Annotated in this window: 23 protein-coding genes; 19 read left to right on the forward strand and 4 right to left on the reverse strand. The window is 30.9% G+C overall.

The features are described 5' to 3' along the window. The first annotated feature begins 27 nt into the window (after positions 1 to 27). The 5 genes from HMPREF2561_RS06635 (at position 28) to HMPREF2561_RS06655 (ending at position 4160) form a co-directional block, all read left to right on the forward strand. Positions 28 to 963 carry an aldo/keto reductase gene (locus HMPREF2561_RS06635; protein WP_070468564.1) on the forward strand — a complete coding sequence of 312 codons (936 nt, stop codon included), beginning with the start codon at positions 28 to 30 and terminating at the stop codon, positions 961 to 963. Positions 964 to 1111: 148 nt separating this feature from the next. After that, positions 1112 to 1648, forward strand: coding sequence for a flavodoxin family protein (locus HMPREF2561_RS06640; RefSeq protein ID WP_017176045.1), 537 nt, complete (start codon positions 1112 to 1114; stop codon positions 1646 to 1648). A 94-nt stretch (positions 1649 to 1742) separates the two neighbouring features. Then, on the forward strand, positions 1743 to 2219 hold the full coding sequence (locus HMPREF2561_RS06645; RefSeq protein WP_002488589.1) for a GNAT family N-acetyltransferase: 477 nt from the start codon (positions 1743 to 1745) through the stop codon (positions 2217 to 2219). A gap of 57 nt (positions 2220 to 2276) precedes the next feature. Beyond that, a complete protein-coding gene (locus tag HMPREF2561_RS06650) occupies positions 2277 to 3581 on the forward strand; it encodes an HD domain-containing protein (protein ID WP_172473780.1) in 1305 nt (434 codons plus the stop codon). A 72-nt stretch (positions 3582 to 3653) separates the two neighbouring features. Beyond that, positions 3654 to 4160: a YwhD family protein gene (locus HMPREF2561_RS06655; protein WP_048682982.1), complete on the forward strand. Its 507-nt coding sequence runs from the start codon at positions 3654 to 3656 to the stop codon at positions 4158 to 4160. Between the two features lie 54 nt (positions 4161 to 4214). On the opposite strand, the gene larC is transcribed toward HMPREF2561_RS06655, so the two are convergent. The 4 genes from larC to larA are packed head-to-tail and all read right to left on the reverse strand — an operon-like array spanning position 4215 to position 8305. Continuing rightward, positions 4215 to 5405 carry a nickel pincer cofactor biosynthesis protein LarC gene (larC, locus tag HMPREF2561_RS06660; protein WP_048682979.1) on the reverse strand — a complete coding sequence of 397 codons (1191 nt, stop codon included), beginning with the start codon at positions 5403 to 5405 and terminating at the stop codon, positions 4215 to 4217. Continuing rightward, positions 5402 to 6178: a nickel pincer cofactor biosynthesis protein LarB gene (gene larB, locus HMPREF2561_RS06665; protein WP_002488579.1), complete on the reverse strand. Its 777-nt coding sequence runs from the start codon at positions 6176 to 6178 to the stop codon at positions 5402 to 5404. Before larB ends, larC begins: the two co-directional genes overlap by 4 nt. 12 nt (positions 6179 to 6190) lie before the next feature. Next, on the reverse strand, positions 6191 to 7018 hold the full coding sequence (gene larE, locus HMPREF2561_RS06670) for an ATP-dependent sacrificial sulfur transferase LarE (protein WP_002488593.1): 828 nt from the start codon (positions 7016 to 7018) through the stop codon (positions 6191 to 6193). Positions 7019 to 7036: 18 nt separating this feature from the next. Then, positions 7037 to 8305 (reverse strand): nickel-dependent lactate racemase, encoded by a 1269-nt coding sequence (gene larA, locus HMPREF2561_RS06675; RefSeq protein WP_002488564.1) that lies wholly within the window; start codon positions 8303 to 8305, stop codon positions 7037 to 7039. A gap of 220 nt (positions 8306 to 8525) precedes the next feature. Here larA and adhP point away from each other — a divergent pair, with 220 nt between their 5' ends. From adhP to HMPREF2561_RS06740, 14 genes are all read left to right on the forward strand, one after another. Continuing rightward, positions 8526 to 9536, forward strand: a complete 1011-nt coding sequence (gene adhP, locus HMPREF2561_RS06680) for an alcohol dehydrogenase AdhP (RefSeq protein ID WP_002488591.1) — start codon at positions 8526 to 8528, stop codon at positions 9534 to 9536. 180 nt (positions 9537 to 9716) lie between these two features. Further along, entirely contained in the window at positions 9717 to 9857 is a 141-nt protein-coding gene (locus HMPREF2561_RS10880) for a hypothetical protein (protein WP_002448878.1), read from the forward strand. 369 nt (positions 9858 to 10226) lie between these two features. Next, the gene (locus HMPREF2561_RS06685) at positions 10227 to 10643 is read left to right on the forward strand and encodes a YwiB family protein (RefSeq protein ID WP_049413741.1); all 417 of its coding nucleotides are present in this window, start codon (positions 10227 to 10229) and stop codon (positions 10641 to 10643) included. Next, positions 10640 to 12301, forward strand: a complete 1662-nt coding sequence (gene argS, locus HMPREF2561_RS06690; RefSeq protein ID WP_002448884.1) for an arginine--tRNA ligase — start codon at positions 10640 to 10642, stop codon at positions 12299 to 12301. The genes HMPREF2561_RS06685 and argS overlap by 4 nt, the downstream gene beginning before the upstream one ends. 80 nt (positions 12302 to 12381) lie before the next feature. Then, positions 12382 to 13029, forward strand: coding sequence for an endonuclease III domain-containing protein (locus HMPREF2561_RS06695; protein WP_017176039.1), 648 nt, complete (start codon positions 12382 to 12384; stop codon positions 13027 to 13029). Positions 13030 to 13119: 90 nt separating this feature from the next. After that, positions 13120 to 13881: a MerR family transcriptional regulator gene (locus HMPREF2561_RS06700; protein ID WP_069723783.1), complete on the forward strand. Its 762-nt coding sequence runs from the start codon at positions 13120 to 13122 to the stop codon at positions 13879 to 13881. Positions 13882 to 13960: 79 nt separating this feature from the next. Next, positions 13961 to 14464, forward strand: coding sequence for a DUF805 domain-containing protein (locus tag HMPREF2561_RS06705; RefSeq protein WP_017176037.1), 504 nt, complete (start codon positions 13961 to 13963; stop codon positions 14462 to 14464). A 203-nt stretch (positions 14465 to 14667) separates the two neighbouring features. Then, entirely contained in the window at positions 14668 to 15588 is a 921-nt protein-coding gene (locus tag HMPREF2561_RS06710; protein WP_048682710.1) for an ABC transporter substrate-binding protein, read from the forward strand. A gap of 190 nt (positions 15589 to 15778) precedes the next feature. After that, complete coding sequence (locus tag HMPREF2561_RS06715) at positions 15779 to 16735, forward strand: FecCD family ABC transporter permease (RefSeq protein WP_069723784.1); 957 nt, start codon at positions 15779 to 15781, stop codon at positions 16733 to 16735. Between the two features lie 58 nt (positions 16736 to 16793). After that, entirely contained in the window at positions 16794 to 17498 is a 705-nt protein-coding gene (locus tag HMPREF2561_RS06720; protein ID WP_017176034.1) for an HAD family hydrolase, read from the forward strand. Next, positions 17499 to 18293 (forward strand): alpha/beta fold hydrolase, encoded by a 795-nt coding sequence (locus HMPREF2561_RS06725; RefSeq protein ID WP_017176033.1) that lies wholly within the window; start codon positions 17499 to 17501, stop codon positions 18291 to 18293. It begins immediately after the preceding gene. A 132-nt stretch (positions 18294 to 18425) separates the two neighbouring features. Continuing rightward, complete coding sequence (locus tag HMPREF2561_RS06730; protein WP_049379662.1) at positions 18426 to 18932, forward strand: SA0570 family protein; 507 nt, start codon at positions 18426 to 18428, stop codon at positions 18930 to 18932. A gap of 205 nt (positions 18933 to 19137) precedes the next feature. Next, positions 19138 to 19854: a hypothetical protein gene (locus HMPREF2561_RS06735; RefSeq protein WP_019834891.1), complete on the forward strand. Its 717-nt coding sequence runs from the start codon at positions 19138 to 19140 to the stop codon at positions 19852 to 19854. A 158-nt stretch (positions 19855 to 20012) separates the two neighbouring features. After that, entirely contained in the window at positions 20013 to 20828 is an 816-nt protein-coding gene (locus HMPREF2561_RS06740) for an alpha/beta fold hydrolase (protein WP_017176030.1), read from the forward strand. The last annotated feature ends 19 nt before the right edge of the window (positions 20829 to 20847 follow it).

Below are 20847 nucleotides of genomic sequence, written 5' to 3' on the forward strand. Positions count from 1 at the left end.
CTACATTTTTAAGGAGTGGTGAATATCATGGCAGAATTTGTACAATTAGGAAAATCTGATGTTCATGTATTTCCAGTTGCATTAGGTGCAAATGCAGTCGGAGGACATAATTTATATCCCAATTTAGATGAAGAGCAAGGAAAAGATGTCGTTAGAAAAGCTATTGATAATGGTATTACTTTAATTGATACTGCGTTTATTTATGGACCTAAACGCTCAGAAGAACTTGTAGGAGAAGTTGTAAAGGAATATCCTCGTGAAAAAGTTCAAATTGCAACTAAAGGATCACATGTTATTAAAGATAATGGCGATGTTGTTCAAAATAACCAACCTGATTATTTAAAACAACAAGTTGAAGAGAGCTTAGAACGCTTGCAAGTGGATTATATTGACTTGTATTACATTCATTTTCCTGATGAGGATACACCAAAAGATGAAGCTGTGGCAGCATTACAAGAACTTAAAAAAGAAGGAAAAATTAAAGCAATAGGTGTTTCAAACTTTACGTTAGATCAACTTAAAGAGGCGAATAAAGACGGATATGTGGATGTTGTTCAATTAGAATATAATTTACTACATCGTGAAAATGAAGAAGTAATGAAATACGCAGCTGAAAATGATATTACTTTTGTACCATATTTCCCATTAGCTTCTGGTATTTTAGCTGGTAAGTATGAAGAAAATCAAACTTTCGATGATCATCGTGCACCTCGTCGTGATTTCCAACCAGAAGTGTTCAATGATAACGTACGTCGAGTAAAAGAATTATCAAGTATTGCTGAAACTCATAATACAAGTATTGCTAATATTGTATTAGCATTCTACTTAACACGTCCATCACTTGATGTTGTTATTCCTGGTGCGAAACGTGCTGATCAAGTTGTAGAAAACATTGAAGCAGCAAATATTGAACTGACTGAAGAAGAAATTAAGAAAATAGATGATTTATTCCCAGTTGAATAAAGTACGTTAAATAAAAGTAATAATGGCTCCTACACCGTTTATATAGGTGTAGGAGTTTTTATTATAAATAAAAGTAAAAAGATGGGGTACATAATAAGTAAATAGAAAAAACACATTAATAATATAAATTAAAAAAGAGGTAAGATACATGATTACTGTATTATTTGGTGGAAGTCGTCCACAAGGAAATACTGCTCAATTAACACAATATGCTCTAGAAGGAAAACAATATAATTGGATTGATTTAACACAATATCATTTTAAACCTGTAAGAGATTATAGACATGAATCAAAGCAAATTGAGTCATACATAGATGATTATCAATTGATTATTGACCAAGTGCTTGAAAGTGATACAGTTATTTTTGCATCACCTGTGTATTGGTATAGTGTGTCAGCATCTGTAAAAGCATTTATCGATCATTGGTCAGAATCATTAATCGATCCTAAATATCAGGATTTTAAAACTAAAATGTCTAACATTGATTTTAGATTAATCTTAGTTGGGGGAGATTGTCCGAAAGTAAAAGCGAAACCTTGCATTAAACAGTTAGAATATAGTTTAGATTTTCTCGGAGCAAAACTAAATGGTTATATTATTGGTACAGCAGAAAGACCTGGAGATGTTATGAAAGATGTATATGCTCTAGAAAGAGCACAGGAATGGAATGCAGTACTGTCTTAATAAGATGCATCTTAAAGTTGAGTGAAAGCGTTTATTAATATACTATGATATAATTTTGTTATTAAATTACAATAAAATGTCAGGAGAATGAAGCATGTATACAGTTAGAAAAGCGACAACTAATGACGTTATAGCAATAAGAGATGTAGCTACAAAAGCTTGGTATAATACGTATTTAAATATTTATGCAGTATCAACAATTAATGAATTATTAGCAGCTTCGTATAATGAACACCATTTAAAAAAGCGATTAGAAGATCAACTTTTTTTAGTTGTTGAAGAAAATAATGAAATTGTAGGATTTGCTAACTTTATCTATGGTAAAGAATTATACTTAGCCGCACATTATGTTCACCCAGGTGTACAACATAAAGGTTATGGAACAAGTTTACTTGAAGAAGGATTACATGAATTTGAAAATGAATATGATACGGTCTTTTTAGAAGTTGATAATAAGAACAAAGAAGCTATTCATTATTATCAACATCATGGTTTTGAAATAGTTCGTTCATATCAACCAGAAATGTATGGTGAACAATTAGATTTAGCATTAATGAAGAAAGTATTATAAGAATTAATCAACTTAAATTCATATTACTACTGATGAAAGCAAGTATGAAAGAGGAGGATGAACTTGACACAATCATCTTATGTAACTAAAAAATTAGCTGAAGAAAAAGTATTTAAAGATCCAATTCATAAGTATGTTCATGTTAAAGATCAACTAATATGGGATTTAATTAAAACTAAAGAATTTCAGCGCTTGCGTCGTATTAAGCAATTAGGTACATTATACCTTGCCTTTCATACTGCAGAACACAGTCGTTTTGGACACTCTTTAGGAGTCTATGAAATTGTAAGACGTATGATTGATGAATCATTTGTTGGGCGTGAAGCATGGAATAATAAAGATCGCCCCCTTGCTTTATGTGCAGCTTTATTACATGATTTGGGTCATGGGCCGTTTTCACATAGTTTTGAGAAGATATTTAATACGGATCACGAAGCGTTTACCCAAGAAATTATTACTGGAAACACTGAGGTTAACGAAGTATTAAGTAGAGTGTCTGAGACCTTTCCTCAGGAAGTAGCCGATGTTATTAATAAAACGCATAAAAATAAATTAGTCATTTCCATGATTTCATCTCAAATTGATGCTGATCGTATGGACTATTTGCAACGTGATGCTTATTTCACCGGTGTATCTTATGGTACATTTGATATGGAGCGTATACTTCGATTAATGAGACCATCAAAAGATGAAGTACTTATTAAAGAAAGTGGTATGCATGCTGTAGAAAATTTTATTATGAGTCGTTACCAAATGTATTGGCAAATCTATTTTCATCCCGTAAGTCGTGGTGGAGAAGTACTATTAAATAATTGTCTTAAGCGAGTCAAACAGCTTTATAAGGAAGACTATCAATTTAAAATGTATCCAAAAGAATTTATTCCATTTTTTGAAGGTACAATTACAATTGATCAGTATGTAGAATTAGATGAAGTAACTGTATTATTTTATTTGAAGAAATGGATACATGAAGAAGATGAGATCTTAAGTGATTTAGCGCGTCGATTTATTAATCGTGATCTCTTTAAGTATATTCCATTTGATGGTTCGATTATTACAATTACTGAATTACAGGATTTATTTATTGAAGGTGACATTGACCCGGAATATTATTTTGTTAGTGAAGCATTTTCAGATTTACCATATGATTATGATCGACCTGGTTCTAATCGACAACCTATCCATTTGTTAAGACGAAATGGTAGTATTAAAGAAATTAGTAGCCAATCGTTAGTCATTTCAAGTATTACTGGGATTAATCGAGAAGACTATAAACTATACTATCCTAAAGAAATGATTCTTAATATTAAAGATTCGGAAGTGAAAGGTTCAATTATTAATTTATTGAATGAATTAAATTAAATATTTGATGATAATATACGCTATTAGTTAATAGCGAGTGTGAAAAGGTAAAGAAGTATTGGAGGAATCATCGTGGCAGAAAATAAAGGGTTTAAATTTAATATTATAAAAAATGATCCTTTAGATGGTCATAAAGGTACAAATATAGGAGCGATTAGTTTAGATAATATTGCACCTGTATTTATCGATGTTGCAAATAAAGAAGCATTTGTTGATATTGGCGGTATGCATGCACGTGCGGAAGTAGAAAAAGGCGTAAAGTGGATTACTGATAAAGAATCAGTGGAAGGTCCAGAGGCTAAGGAATATTGGTTATGTTGGGTGACTACTGAACGTGGTGAAAATGGTCCTTATTACGCGGGCGTCACTGCATGTTATTTACTTGTAAATAAAAGTATTCGTCGAGGTTATAAGAGTATGCCAGAACATGTCAATATGATGGATAAGTCTATGAAACATCAATTTATTATTGAACAAATTGGTGAAGAAAATAAAAAAGTATTAAAAGATTTTTTAATATCCCATAATGAAACGATGTGGAATAACTCAAACGAAACGTTATTCAAGGCATTTGATTAGAAAAAACTCGAGACACTCAGCAGTGCATATTCAATGACTGAGTATCTCGAGTTTTTATTTTTTTAAAGTATCTCCAACATTATAAAACTGATAAACTGATTTCATTACATGATGATAAATCTGTTGAAAAGATTGTTCAGTTTGTTTACTAATAACTCTTAAATCTTCATATTCAGGTTTTATTTTAAAAATTTTTCCATTTTTTAAAGAAAGTTTAATTGAAACATTTCCATATGGCGTTTGAATATCACGAAATGTTCTATCTAAAATTCGACGATTCACTTTATAACTACGTACGCCAAGTGATGAGGTATGTTTTAATATCAACTCTTCAATACGTAATTTATCTTCAACTTTACAAATAATAGTTAACTGAGTAGCTGGTCGATTCTTTTTCATAATAATAGGAGAATAGTATATGTCTAATACATCGTTTTGTAATGCAGTATCCATAAAATGGCCTAACGTTTCTGGTGTCATATCATCCATTTGACATTCTAACACTTGTACTTGATCATAACTTGTCTCATTATTTGTAAATTGAATCGCTCTAATTACATTTGGAAAATCAAAATTTTTAGTCCCTGCGCCGTATCCGATATGATGTATTGTAGCAGCTGGAAAAGGGCCGAATTCTGTCACTAAACTTTTAGCAATTGCTGCACCTGTCGGTGTAGTCAGTTCGCTGTGAACGTCAAAGTTTGTTAATGGTATACCTTTTAAAATTTCTGCTGTGGCAGGTGCCGGTACTGGATATATACCATGAGCTATTTTAATTTTCCCATTTCCAGTAGGAATGGGTGAACAGTACAAATGATCGATATTAAGTAATTCTAAAGCGATACACCCTCCAACGATGTCAATGATAGAATCCATGGCACCGACTTCATGAAAATGAACGTCTTTAATAGACATGCCATGAATTTTTGCCTCTGCATGACCAATCATTTCAAAAATAGACTTACTTCTCATTTTTACTCTGTCATCTAAATCACTTTCATCAATCATTTTAAATATATCAGATGCTGTTCGATGGTGATGTGACTCATGAAAATCAATGGATAAAGTCATTGCATGAATACCTTGTTTCATTTCTTTTTTAAAATTTAACTTAAAATTATCAATAGGTAATTTTTTAAGTTCATGTTCTATTTCGTTTGGTGAAGCACCTAAGTCTACCAACGCAGATAGGAGCATGTCTCCAGCAATACCTGCATGACAATCTAAGTATAATGCATTACTCATATATTTCTCTCATCCTCATTTTTTTCTAACATATTCATAATCATTGCGGCATTGTACCCTGCGCCAAATCCATTATCAATATTTAAGACACTGGTACCTGGTGCACAGCTATTTACCATAGATAAAAGAGTAGTGACACCATTAAAGTTAGCGCCATAACCTACACTGGTAGGAACAGCGTAAACGGGATGGTCTACGAGTCCGCCTACCACGCTTGCAAGTGCACCTTCCATTCCAGCAATGACTATACTTACTTTACCTTGTCGAATTTCATGAATATGTTCAAACAAACGATGTATCCCCGAAACACCAACATCATAGTAACGTTTCACATTAATGCCCATAAGTTCCGCAGTAATAGCTGCTTCTTCAGAAACCGGTAAGTCTGAAGTTCCGGCACAAAGCACAGAAATATAATGTTTTGATTTTTGAACCGATGCAATCGGAGTACAAACAATGCGAGCTTCAGGATGATATTCTAAATGCGGATGTTTTTCTAATACATAATTTGCTTTTTCTTCATTAATTCGTGTAACAAGAATTACATGGTGATGACGAGATAAACTAGTTATAATAGTATCAATTTGTTCTTTTGTTTTACCTTGTCCAAAGATAACTTCTGGAAAACCTTGACGCTTTGCTCTATGTAAATCAATTTTAGCAAAGCCCAATTCGTCGTAATGACTAAGTTGGGCTTTAGCTTCATCAATTGATATTTGGTTTGATTTTACACCTTCGAGCAGATTTTCAATAAAATGTTGATTATTACTCATAAGTGTACGTCCTTATACTAATTTAGTATTTTTTGTATCAATGACTTCGTTCATACTACCTGTGCGGTAACCTTCTAAGTCTACAGTTACATAATCAAAACCTAATTCTTTTAAACGTAACGTAATATTATCTTTATTTTTAATTACTGTAGCTAAATCTTCTTCTGAAACTTCAATACGTGCAATATTTTGGTGATAACGTACACGAACATTGTTGACACCTAAGTTTAAGATATGTTTTTCAGCTTCGTTTACTTTATTTACTTTAGTGAAACTTAATGCTTCGCCATAAGGGATTCGAGAAGCTAAGCTACACAATGCTGGTTTATTCCAAACAGGTAAATCATATTTTTTACTAAGTTCACGAACTTCAGTTTTATATAATTTAGCTTCTTGAAGTACACTACGTACCTTGAATTCATCTCTTGCTTTTAAACCAGGACGGAAATCTTCTAAATCATCCATAATCATACCATCTAATACATAGTTGAAACCAAGTGTCTCTTTAATGTCTGTTAATTTGCTATACATTAATCGTTTACTATAGTACCAACTTTCAGGTGTATTTCTAACAATATTTTCATCTTGTAATTCCGCCATTTCAGTTTCTACAACGTCAATACCTAGTTCATGCCCCAATTCAATAGCTTTATTAAATTCTTCATTTCTGAAAAGTTCTGATTTTACAACGACGGGTTTAACATTTTCTTTACCTAATACATTGATGGCTTTTTTTAATACTAAACTACTATCTACGCCACCAGAAAATGCAATAACAACACTTTCCATTTCTTTTAATAATGTATCTAAAGTATTTTCTTTATTTAATAATTCAGTCATATTTATCAATCCTTTCAATTAGTCTTCATCTTCTACATAAGGAATTGTCAAGGGTCCTTGTGGCATTACACCAATACTCAATTTACGACCATACTGTTCTTCTAAATCAGCAATTGTTTTTTCAATATTTGAAGTAGGATTTAACATTGAATCTTTTAATTGTTGGTCAGTAAGTTCTGAGTAAACATACACATTTGCGAAGGTTTGAATGCTTGCCTGTTTTTGTACTTGCCATTGGTCAACCTCTGAAAAGTTTGGATCATGAATTAAATCTAAGATACCTTGCGGTGTATCAGCCATTTTGAAAATTTCAGCAAATTTACCATGGTCTGGAAAACCATCTGCACATTCTGAAACCATAATAATATTCCCATCTTTTTTAACAACTTTACTTGCCGCACTCATACCTTTAACGGTTTGATATAAATTTTGATCGAGTGGATAACCAGAATTTGAAGCAATGACAACATCAAAGCGATCATCACATTTAAACATGGCATGTTCTTTAACATATGCACACCCTTCTTTATGAGCTTCAAATACATCACCACCAAAAGCTGCAGTGATTTGTTTATCTTTATTTAAAGCGACATTTAACATAAAGTTTGGTTTACACATTTTATTAACTTCACGTGCCATATCTTGAACAGGATTATCTTCTAGGTTTCCCCAAGTCGATCTTGGATCACCAATCATTTTTGCATTATGAAATGTTTGAATGGTTTCAAGACCAGCGATGCCAGGCATGATTCCTTTAGGTCCACCAGAAAAACCTGCAAAGAAGTGAGGTTCGATAAAGCCAGTAACAATTTTAAAATCAGATGCTACATAGTCTTTATTTAAGTAAGCATCGCAACCATATTTACTGTGTCCAACTTTAGTAAGATTTTCTTTTTCATTGCAGTGATTCTGAACGATTTTAACAGAATCAACGATATCTTCTCCTAACATTTGAATTAATTCATCACGTGTTTGATCACGATGTGTTCCTGTGCCATTAATAATGACGAAATTTTCACGAGGAACGTGATTTAATTCTTCAATGAGTAGGGGGACCAGTATATGGTTAGGTGTTGGACGTGTAATATCGCTTATGACTATTGAAACAATATCATCCTTATTTACTAATTCTTTTAATGGCTTTGAGCCAGTAGGATGTCTTAAGACATTTTGAATTGCTGAAGTATAATCTTCAAGGGCCTCGATATTTTGTGGTTCTATGACTGTACTATCATCCGGCACTTCGACTTCAACTTCGGATTTCCCATATAAAACATGTGTTTTCACAGTTTTCCCCTCCAATAAGTCATGATGATAAATAGTAAATTATATGTTTATTACAATTAAAAGTATAGCATATTTAATGCTCGTTTTTTAATTAAAGGAAATTAATAGAAATATAAGTAATTAAATAATTAATCATAAAAAGTAAAATATTTCCATTTTTGTAAGCATTTACATATAATGAAGTTAGGTTGTAATTATATTGAATAAGGAGTGATTTGCCATGAAAGCAGCAGTAGTAACGCATAATCATAAAGTAAATGTGGAAAACAAAGAATTACGTAACTTAGAACCAGGTGAGGCTTTAGTTCAAACAGAGTATTGTGGTGTATGTCACACAGATTTACACATTAAAAATGCAGATTTCGGAGATGTAACAGGTCGAACTTTAGGACATGAGGGTATTGGACGTGTAATCAAAATAGCAGATGATGTGACATCTTTAAAAGTAGGTGATCGCGTTTCTATTGCTTGGTTATTTGAAAGCTGTGGTCATTGTGAATATTGCACAACAGGCCGTGAAACTTTATGTCGTAATGTGAAAAATGCAGGTTATACAGTTGATGGTGCGATGGCGGAACAAGTAATTGTTACAGCAGACTATGCAGTTAAAGTACCTGAAACTTTAGATCCAGCAGCAGCGTCTTCAATTACATGTGCAGGCGTAACCACATATAAAGCAGTTAAAGTAAGTCAAATTCAACCAGGTCAATGGATTGGGATATTCGGTATTGGTGGTTTAGGTAACTTAGCATTACAATATGCGAAAAATGTATTCAACGCTAAAGTGGTTGCTTTTGATATTAGTGACGATAAATTAAATTTTGCGAAAGAACTAGGTGCAGATGCAGTTGTTAACACAAAAAATCAAGATGCTGTTGAAGAAGTTAATAAATTAACTGATGAAAAAGGACTTGATGCAACAGTAATTACAGCTGTAGCTAAAACGCCATTTAATCAAGCAGTAGATGTTGTTAAAGCTGGCGCGCGTGTTGTAGCGGTTGGTTTACCTGTTGAAAAAATGGATTTAGAAATTCCTCGTTTAGTTCTCGATGGTATCGAAGTGGTAGGTTCTTTAGTGGGAACACGACAAGACTTAAAAGAAGCATTTCAATTTGCTGCTGAAGGTAAGGTTATACCTAAAGTTCAAACACGTGAATTAGAAGAAATAAATGATATTTTTGAAGAAATGGAAAAAGGAACTATTACAGGTCGAATGGTAATTAAATTCTAATATATTAATAAAAAATATATAAAGGTTTTATTTCATAGATGCGGAGAAGATAGTGAAGCAAAAGTATTTATTTCTGGGAAATAAGGTACAGTTAATCTAATTTAGTTATTAAGAAATGTTATTTAATGATATAATTATTTAAAAGATTATATCTAATTTATGGAGTAAAGAGGACAACAAATGAAAAATATCTTATTATTTGTATCATCAATCGGTTTCGGCATCATTTTCTTCTATAAATATAGAACACTTTTAGAAAAGTATCATTATGATATTGTTGAACTTGAATCAAAAGCAGACATATTAGAAAGAAAAAAGTAATACCATGATACTAATGGTGACATTCAAAACATAATAGCTTGGAAAAATAGAGTCTGAGACTTAAAAAATAAGCGTCTTAGACTCTTTTTCATTACATAGAAGTAGATAATTAAATTAAAAACACAGGATATCAAGATTTTTTAATTGTAGCAGGGCCCCAACACAAAGACTTTCAAAGAGAAAGTCAACGGGTAACGTAAGTTGGGGAAAGGACTTAAATGGGACAATGAACGCAAAATGACTTTTGTTTTACTGACGTTGTTATGATAACTATTTAACTAATGTTGATAGAATTTTGTTAACTTCAAGCACTATAGGATTTATGCTATAATGTGGTGTAATATTTTAAAGATTAAGGTGAGTCACACGTTGGATAAGAATATACACATTCAAACGAAACAAGTCTTAAAACAAAATGGAGAAAAACAAACATTTGAGTTTTCTTCTCAAGGATCATGGCAACAAAAACATGCCGATTATATTCGATATCAAGAACAAATTGAAAGTGCAATTGTTAATGTAACAATTAAAATTGAAGACAATGGCGTGAAGTTGATACGTAAAGGTGATATCAATATGAACTTACACTTCGTTGAAGGTAAGGACACTACAACACTTTACACTATACCAGCAGGACGCATTCCATTAATAGTAAGAACTAAGAATATTTTACATTTTGTAAATGAAAATGGTGGGAAATTAAAAATACAATACGAATTACATCAAAATGACGAAAAAATGGGCTCATATCAATATGAAATTAAGTATAAGGAGATAGGCGAATGAATATTATTGAAAAAGTAAAGAAAACTTTAATACAAGAAATTGAAGCAAGTATAAAAAAAGCAAATCTAGCAGAAGATATTCCTGAAATTAAAGTTGAAATCCCTAAAGATACTAAAAATGGAGACTATTCTACTAATATTGCAATGGTCTTAACTAAAATTGCTAAACGTAATCCACGCGATATTGCTCAAGCTATTGTAGACAATTTAGATACAAGTAAAGCAAATGTAAAACAAGTAGATATCGCTGGGCCAGGATTTATCAATTTTTATTTAGATAATCAATATTTAACAGCTGTCATCTCAGAAGCAATTCAAAAAGGTGATAAATTTGGTTATGCAGAAGAACCAAAAAACAAAAAAATATTATTAGAATATGTATCAGCAAATCCAACTGGTGACTTACATATTGGACATGCTCGAAATGCTGCTGTAGGTGATTCACTAGCAAATATTTTAATTGCAGCAGGTTACGATGTAACACGTGAATATTATATTAATGATGCTGGTAATCAAATTACAAATTTAGCACGTTCAATTGAAACACGCTTCTTTGAGGCATTAGGGGATACAAGTCATGAAATGCCAGCTGATGGGTATAATGGTAAAGACATAGTCGAAATTGGTAAAGACTTAGCCAAAAAACATCCAGAAATGAAAGATTACTCTGATGAAGAACGCTTAAAAACATTTAGACAACTGGGTGTTGATTATGAAATGGATAAATTGAAAAAAGATTTATCAGATTTTAATGTTCATTTTGATAATTGGTTTAGTGAAACATCACTATACGAAAATGGTGCGATTGATAATACATTAGAAAAAATGCATGAGTTAGGCTATACGTATGAAGCAGATGGTGCCACTTGGTTACGTACGTCAGACTTTAAGGATGATAAAGATAGAGTACTAATCAAAAAAGATGGTAACTATACGTACTTTACACCTGATACAGCGTATCACTACAATAAAATTAATCGTGGCAATGATATTTTAATTGATTTAATGGGTGCAGATCATCATGGTTATATTAATCGTTTAAAAGCAAGTTTAGAAACATTTGGTGTAGATAGCGATCGTTTAGAAATTCAAATTATGCAAATGGTTCGTTTAATGCAAAATGGCGAAGAAGTTAAAATGAGTAAACGTACAGGTAATGCAATTACGTTACGTGAAATTATGGATGAAGTAGGCATTGATGCGGCGCGCTATTTCTTAACAATGCGTAGTCCTGATTCGCACTTTGATTTTGATTTGGAACTTGCAAAAGAGCAATCGCAAGATAATCCAATTTATTATGCACAATATGCACATGCACGTATTTGTTCAATTTTAAAACAAGCTAAAGAAAAAGGTATTGAAATAGACAAAAACGCTGATTTTAGTACCATTACAAATGAAAAAGCGATTGATTTGTTGAAGAAAGTAGCAGAGTTTGAGCCTACAATTGAAAGTGCTGCTGAAAGTCGTGCACCACATCGATTAACTAATTATATTCAAGACCTAGCTTCAGCATTCCATAAATTCTATAATGCTGAAAAGGTATTATCTGATGATATTGAAAAAACAAAAGCACATGTTGCTCTTATTGAAGCTGTTAAAATTACATTACACAATGCATTAGCATTAGTGGGTGTATCAGCACCAGAATCAATGTAATATAGATACTTTTAAGTTAAAAAGCACCTTTACGAATACTTATTTGTGAAGGTGTTTATTTTCTATAGAAAGGTAAAAAGATGTCAATGATGACTACAGAACAACTTTACAAAGCATTATTAAAACATATGGGGCCTCAAGGATGGTGGCCAGCAGATACACGTGAAGAGATGATATTAGGTGCTATATTAGTTCAAAATACAAACTGGAATAATGCTGCACTTTCTCTTAGACGGCTGAAAGAAGCAACCCATTTTGAACCGCAAAACATATTAAATCTGCCGATAGAAGAACTAAAAATATTAATCCGCTCTAGTGGTTTCTATAACAATAAATCAAAAGCAATTTCTACATTATTCAACTGGTTAAATCAATATCAGTTTGATTATTGCAAGATTAATGAAGTATATGGAGAACATTTAAGAAATGAATTACTTAAGCTACACGGTATTGGAAGTGAAACAGCAGATGTATTGCTAGTTTATATTTTTGAGAGGGTCGAATTTATTCCTGATCATTATACACGTCGATTATATAAAAAACTCGGTTATGCCAATACTGAGAATTACGATAAATTAAAAAGATATGTAGAATTACCTTCAAACTTTACAAATCAAGATGCAAATGAATTTCATGCTTTACTAGATAACTTTGGAAAAAATTATTTTAATGGTTCCATTGAACAAAGATATCATTTCTTAGATCAATATTTTACAAAAATGGATTGACCTTGACGTGACGTCATAGCTTAGTCTCTTTTATAGAGAGATGAAAAGAGTAGTGAATCAAATAGATTAAGAAAAAGGCAGGATGTCAGAATGGAAAATCAGGCATATTTTACACCCAATGACGTGAGTCAAATTACCGAAGTAACTAAACGCACACTTCATTATTACCATGAAATCGAGTTGCTTGTGCCCACTTATATTGCATCTAATGGTTATCGTTATTATTCTTCTAAGGACATCTCTAAATTACAGACCATTCAATTTCTAAGGGAACTGAATTTATCATTAGCAGATATTCAACTTTATTTTAGTAACAGTATAGAAGAGAAAAATATAATATTAGAAAATAATTATCAGCGTATTGTTGCACAAAGAGATCAATTAAACAAAATGATTCATTTTCTTAATCATCATCTCGTTAATCATAGAAAAGAGGAGATTAATATGAGTAAATGGAATAATGATAATATACAGAATCAATATGAGAAAGAAGCTGAAATGAAATATAGTCATACTCCTTATTATCAAGCTTTTAAAGAGAATCAAAAACGATTGAATTCTACAGAAAAACAACAAAAAAATAAGAAAACAATGGAGAGGTTACATTCATTCTTTGATAAAATGAATGAATTATTTATTGCAAACTATAAAATAAATCATGTACAGGTTAAACAAGCAATTTCTGAACTAAAAGATATTCTTCGAACACAAGTACCTAACGTAGATGAACAATTTTTAGAATATATTGCCTCGATTTATGAGAATGATGAGCGATTTGCTAAAACAATTAATAACAAACGACACGATAATTTAAATCAGTATATTGCTGATGCGATTCGAAATGATATTTAATAAAAGATGTTTTTAAGTTCTATAATATGTGATGATATATATATATATAATATATCTGATGAATAAAAGGAGCTTAAACATGATAGAAGCGTTCAAATTATTTTGGCAAAATTATTTTAATATAAAAAGTCGAACTAGAAGACGCCATTATTGGTTTGCTATTTTAGCTAATTGTATTATTTTAGTGATTATGAGTTTACTTTTTAATATCATTACTTTGGGGTTAAATGGAGGGCATACATTTTTTGATATTGTGTATGAAATCATTGATATCATTATTTTTATAGGAACGTTTACGATGACGGTACGTCGTTTACATGATACAGGGCACACAATGGTTCTACCTCTTATTATTTTAATTTTTACATCAATCAGAAAAATTTCAAGTATTGTAGATAGAACATACGGTATTTCAATTGATGGTTTTTTCAACGGAATGATTGCGCTTGAATTAGGAATTATGGTGGCAGCGATGTCTTTAGTCTTACTTATTATTCTTGTGATTACTTTTGCATTTACAATAAAAGATAGTGATGAGGGGACAAATAAGTATGGCCCAAATCCTAAAATAGCTACTGTATAGTATGAAAACAGGAAGGATACAGAATGTATTTTGAAATCTGTTTCCTTCTTTTTTTATTTTGAAATAGAATTAAATCATTAAGTTTAACCAATAATATAAAATTACACAATAAAAATTTATAGAATTAAATTAATGATATAAATAATTTGGTATGATAAATATATGAAATAAACAAAATTGTGAAAGGAAGGTATTGTTTATAAATGAACAATAAGAAGCTGTGGATTATTTTATTTACATTAGTATTAGTTTTAGCAGCATGTGGACAAAATCAATCGAGTGAAAAAGGACATCATTCTACGCATTCAACTGAGCAAAAAACAACGGATCACAATAATAATACTCATACATATCATCGTATTATATCTTTGATTCCAAGTAATACTGAAATATTATATAGACTTGGTCTTGGAAAAAATATTATAGGTGTATCAACAGTTGATGATTATCCAAAAAACGTGAAAAAAGGCAAGCAACAATTTGATGCAATGAATTTAAATAAGGAAGCACTCTTAAAAGCTAAACCTGATTTGATTTTAGCTCATGAATCTCAAAAATCATCTGCTAAAAAAACACTTGATAGTTTAGCTGATAGTGGTGTGAAGGTAGTATATGTTAAAGACGCTCAGTCTTTAAATCAAGTCTACGATTCATTTGAGCAAGTAGGTAAAGTGACGCATCGTGAAAAAGAGGCGAAACAGTTAGTCAAAGAAACAAAAGATAATGTTCAAAAAGTAATTGAATCCATTCCAGCACATCATAAAAAACAGAGTGTTTTTATAGAAGTGTCTTCAAAACCCGAAATATATACAGCAGGAAAAGAAACCTTTTTCAATGATATGATAGAAAAACTAGATACAAAAAATGTATTTTCAAATGTTAGTGGATGGAAAGCAGTAGATAAAGAAAGTATTATTAGAAAAAATCCTGATATTTTAATTTCAACTGAAGGTATTTCAAAAGAAGAATATTATGAAGTGATTAAAGAACGTGATGGTTTCTCTGAAGTCAACGCAGTAAAAAATGAACGTGTGGAAACAGTCAATGGTGACGAAATTTCACGACCAGGACCTCGTATTGATGAGGGTATGAAAGAATTACGTGATGCAATTTATAAACGTTAAAACGTTAAGATGAGAGACTTTTCAAAAGCCTACAACGATATTGACAATGTTGTAGGCTTTTTATACAACATATATTCTTGTAAGTTTAGCAAAGCAGAGAAAGAATCATTTTGTAATCTTATTTTAATTAGTAGTAAGGATATATTCATTGTAATATAAGAAATAAATAATAATTGAAATGTGAGTGGAAATGAAACGACATCTATATTTAACATTTTCAGTTTGGACACTTTGCTTATGTATTATAATAGCTATAAGTCTTTTTTGGGGTTTAGGGTCATTACATCAAGCATTTAATCAAATGATTTTTTTAAAAGTTAGAGTTCCTAGAACATTTGAGGCGCTTATGGTAGGAGCCATATTAACGTTGACGGGTCAATTATTTCAAACGGTATTAAATAATCCTTTAGCAGATAGCTTTACACTTGGTTTAGCGAGTGGAGCGACTTTTGGATCAAGTTTAGCTATATTTTTAGGTGTATCTTTTCTATTTATTCCAATTTTTTCTATCATTTTTAGTATCACGACACTTTTACTTGTTGTTATAATGACAATCGTATTGTCTAGAAATTTTCCAATTAGAGTACTCATCATATCTGGACTTATGGTAGGCGCTTTTTTTAATGCATTAATATATATACTTACACTCATTAAACCAGAACGTACGAATCGTATGTTAGCCTATTATTTCGGAGGATTTGCGAATGCCGAAATGAATGAGCTCGTTTATATTACAATGGTTTCTTTGCCAATCATTATTGTGATATATAGTTTAGTTACACCAATTAAGCTCTTGCAATTAGGAGAAGCTAAAAGTAAGTCTCTAGGGTTAAATGTGCAATGGATAACATTTATTGTACTTTTGTTAACATCTATTATGACAGCTGTAGCAGTAGCGTTTATAGGTGTTATAGGTTTTATTGGCATCATTGTACCTCAATTAATTAGACGATATTATTTTCAATATTGTCTTGCTATACAAATGACATTAAACATATTGATAGGTGCATTAACGATGCTATTCGCTGATGTTGTAGGGAAGATTGTTATCAATCCAGTGCAAATTCCAGCAAGTATTATTTTATCACTTGTTGGGATACCCATATTATTTTATATTTTAGTCACTCAATCTAATACAACACGTTAGTGAAGTGAACAAAAATTATTAAAATAAGAATAATTATAGTGATAAGAGGTAAATAAAAATGGACTTAAGCCAAATCAAAGCAGTTGTGTTCGATTTAGAAGGCACATTATTGGATAGAACTAAGTCTCGAGATAAATTTATAGAAGAACAATATGAACGTTTTCATGATTATTTTGTACATGTACAACTTGCTGACTTTAAACATAAATTTATAGAATTAGATGATGATGAAGATAACGATAAACCTTATGTATATAAGGAGATAATAAAACAATTTCACATCGATAGATTGAAATGGAAAGATTTATTTCATGATTTCGAAATGCATTTCTATCGATATGTATTTCCATACTACGATACATTATACACACTTGAAAAGTTGTCAGAGCATGATTATTTACTCGGTGTAATTGCAAACGGGAAATCAAAGATTAAACAATTTCGGATTTATTCATTAGGAATAGAACACGTGATTAATTATTTATCAACTTCTGAAACAGTAGGTTATCGCAAACCTCACCCACGTATTTTTGAAGATATGATTGATCAACTCGGCGTTTTACCAGAAGAAATTATGTATGTTGGAGATGATGCCTTAAATGATGTTGCTCCTGCACGTGCTATGGGAATGGTAAGCGTTTGGTATAAACAAGAAAATGCTGAATTAGAACCTTTAGAAGAAGAAGTAGATTATATCATTACAACAATAGAAGAGCTCTTAACGATTTTATCCATAAATAAACAAAAAAAAGGAGATAATTAAATGGAATTATTTACAAGAAAAGGTGGATTTACATTAAATTACAATACTATGGGACAAGGATACCCAGTAGTGCTTGTACATACTGCGTTTGAAAATGCTTCAATTTTTCAAAATTTAGCTCATGCACTTTCAAAAACATTTCAAGTCGTATTATTGGATTTACGTGGTCATGGATATTCAGATAAACCACGACATATTAAATTCAATGAATTTGCAGATGATATTATTTTATTATTAGATTATCTCTACATAGATCAAGCGGCTTTTATTGGCCATGAAATGGGTGCTACAATTATTGCGCATTTATCAAAGCAATATCCAGAGTATGTCTCTTCGTTAACAATGATCAATCCGACATCTATTGAAGGAGAGTTACCAGAAGAACGATTGTTTAGAAAATATGCACATAAAATCCGTAACTGGAATGAAGATAAACAAGAGAAGTTTTTAGATAAACATCGCTATTATAAACATCGTAAAGTGAATAAGTTCTTAAAAAATGTCGAAGATACTAATTCAATTTCTACTAAAGAAGAGACAGAAGCAGTAGATGAAGTATTTAAACAAAGAGGAATTGCAGAAGTATTTGAGTACATCACTAAACCCACATTTATAGTTGCAAGTGCGTATGGAGAAAGAATAACATCTCTTGAATCTAAAGAAGTAGCAGATTTAATAGGAAATGTACATTTTGAAGTGTATTCGAAGTCAAGCATGTATCCTTTTGAAGAAGAACAAGAGAAGTTTATCCATGATGTGACACCTTTTATAAAAAAACATATGCCTCAACACTAAATAATATTATTTACCAAAATGAATGGATTATAAAAAAGGAATATTTTGTAATGTTTTTGTAATATTCCTGTTATTTTTGTAATGGATAGGGTATACTGTAATTAAGCATAAAAGAAAAAGGAGCGAGTGCTTATGAAAAAGTTAGCAACAGCCCTATTAGTTTCAGGACTAGTAATGACAGGAGTAGGCTATAATCATGCTGAAGCAGCTAGTGGTAATTCGATTCAGACTGTACAACAATTAACTCAAGGTCAAAAAACATTAGAAAATGTGACAATAGGTGAATCAATTAAAAATGTTATTAATCACTATGGCACACCTATTTATTCATATAATCCAAATAATCAAGAAAAATATTATGAATTCCATACAAATAAAGGCGTATTAGTTGTTACTGCCATCGGTAAAAAAAATACTGGTTATGTGACTAGAGTATCAATGACTTATAATCAAGCCAATGGTCCAACTTATCAAAAAGTAGCACAAAGCGTAGGTAAAAAAGCCATTAAACGTGTTCAATATAATAGTGTAAGTGGCAATTTTGCTTATATTCAAAACGGTAAAACAAGCTATCAATTTGGTTCAAGATCACCTAAAGACAAAGTATTAAAATTATATCGTATTGATATTAATAAATAATGTAATGAAGTAGTTAGTTAAAGTGACGTATAATCCATTTCATTTAAAAGGTAATGAAATATATAGAAGTAGGATAACGAATTCAATCTGGGATTCGCTATCCTACTTCTTTTTATGAAAAGAAATCAATTGAAATCTATGATAAAATGTTGAAATGAATAAATTGAATGTATTTTAAAACTTACATTTGATAAAGGAGCAACATATGCGATCAAACGATAAAGTATTACTTGAAAATGTGAATGATTATTTTACTCATAAAGGCATGCCCCCTAAACTTATCGATGACATTAAAGAAAATATACGTAATGACTTTAAAAAATCTGAAGAAAAAAAGCAAGATTATCTTGATTTTAGAGGGAAATCAACGGCTCAAATTATCCTAATTATTCAACGAAATTTATTTGGTTTACAATTGAATCCTATTATATTTTTTATTATCAATTTTATTTTAATTTCATATTTATATGATAAGCAATACGTTCCATTCCAAGCTGCAACTATATTATCTTTGTTTTATTGTATTGTTATTTTCCCGATTACTATTTTTATTCATATACAAATTGCTCGAAAAAAATATTTATATAGTAATCGCACAGAGATAATCATAGGCTATATGATTGCAATTATTGCTTTAATTCTTATTATTATGCGTGCATTTAATCTCACTATAGGCATTGTTCCTATTACTATGTATAGTCATCAATTTATTTTCTTTATGGGACTTATAATGAGTTTATGCGGGGTTATTTTTAAAAGATTAGAATATACAGCAGTAGGTTTATTATTCTCTCAAAAGACGATTGATGCTGTTATTGTAAATTCAAATGTCGCTCAAACTGTTTCACTTATCATTTGGATTATTATCGTCGTACTAATTGTTACATATACTATACGATTATCATCTAGAAGAAGTATTTAATAAAATATATGATTTTAACTCAACCCTGATTAATAGGGTTGAGTTTTTTTATTTAAATTATATAAAAATTTTTAAATAAAAAAATAATTAATTGTATACATGTTTATAGCGTTAAATATGTTTTAGTGGGTATAGTAAATACTAAGGGAGGTGCCGATATGAAAAAAATTGAAACGTCTAATCAAATAAAGATAGCTTATCAAGATGCAGGTACAGGCATTCCCGTTATTTTAATTCATGGTTTAGATGGTAATTTAGCTGGGTTTTACTCATTAAAAAAAGAGTTGAAAAAACACTATAGAGTCATTGTTTATGATGTGAGAGGTCATGGGAAATCTACACATCCTACGAGTTATAACTTAAATGATCACATTAAAGATTTAATTATGTTAATGCAACAATTAGGTATTAAAAGCGCACATTTATTAGGACATGATATGGGTGGAATTATTGCACAAGCTTTTACCGAAAAATATAAAGAGAAAGTGCGATCTTTAACAATTATATCTTCTAAATCTGAAGATATTGTCCATGGTTTTACAAAATTAATGATTGAGCACCAAGATAAAGTAGCGGGGTTTAATAAATCTGAAGCGTTACTTATATTATTTCCATATATTTACAAAAAAAGTGACGTTGCAATGAAGTGGTTTCAACGTCAACGTTTATATAGTAAACAAGACGATGAAGATAGTGCAGTAGCATCAAGAGCCTTATTAGATACAGAGAATCAATCAAATACAGTCACACATGAAATCAATGTTCCAACTATGATAGTAGAAGGACGTTATGACCCAATTATTATCAATAAAGAGAATCAACAATTTGAAAATCAATTTAAAAATATAAATTATGTTTTATTTAATGACTCAGGGCATGCACCTCATATAGAAGAAGAAGAGAAATTTTTAACATTATATTTAAATTTTGTAGAAAAAAATGATGCATCTCATACTACAAATTTATTGATATAAAATTATAAGCATAGAGTCA

It is taken from the genome of Staphylococcus sp. HMSC069E10, from assembly GCF_001809205.1.
GTDB lineage: Bacteria > Bacillota > Bacilli > Staphylococcales > Staphylococcaceae > Staphylococcus > Staphylococcus hominis.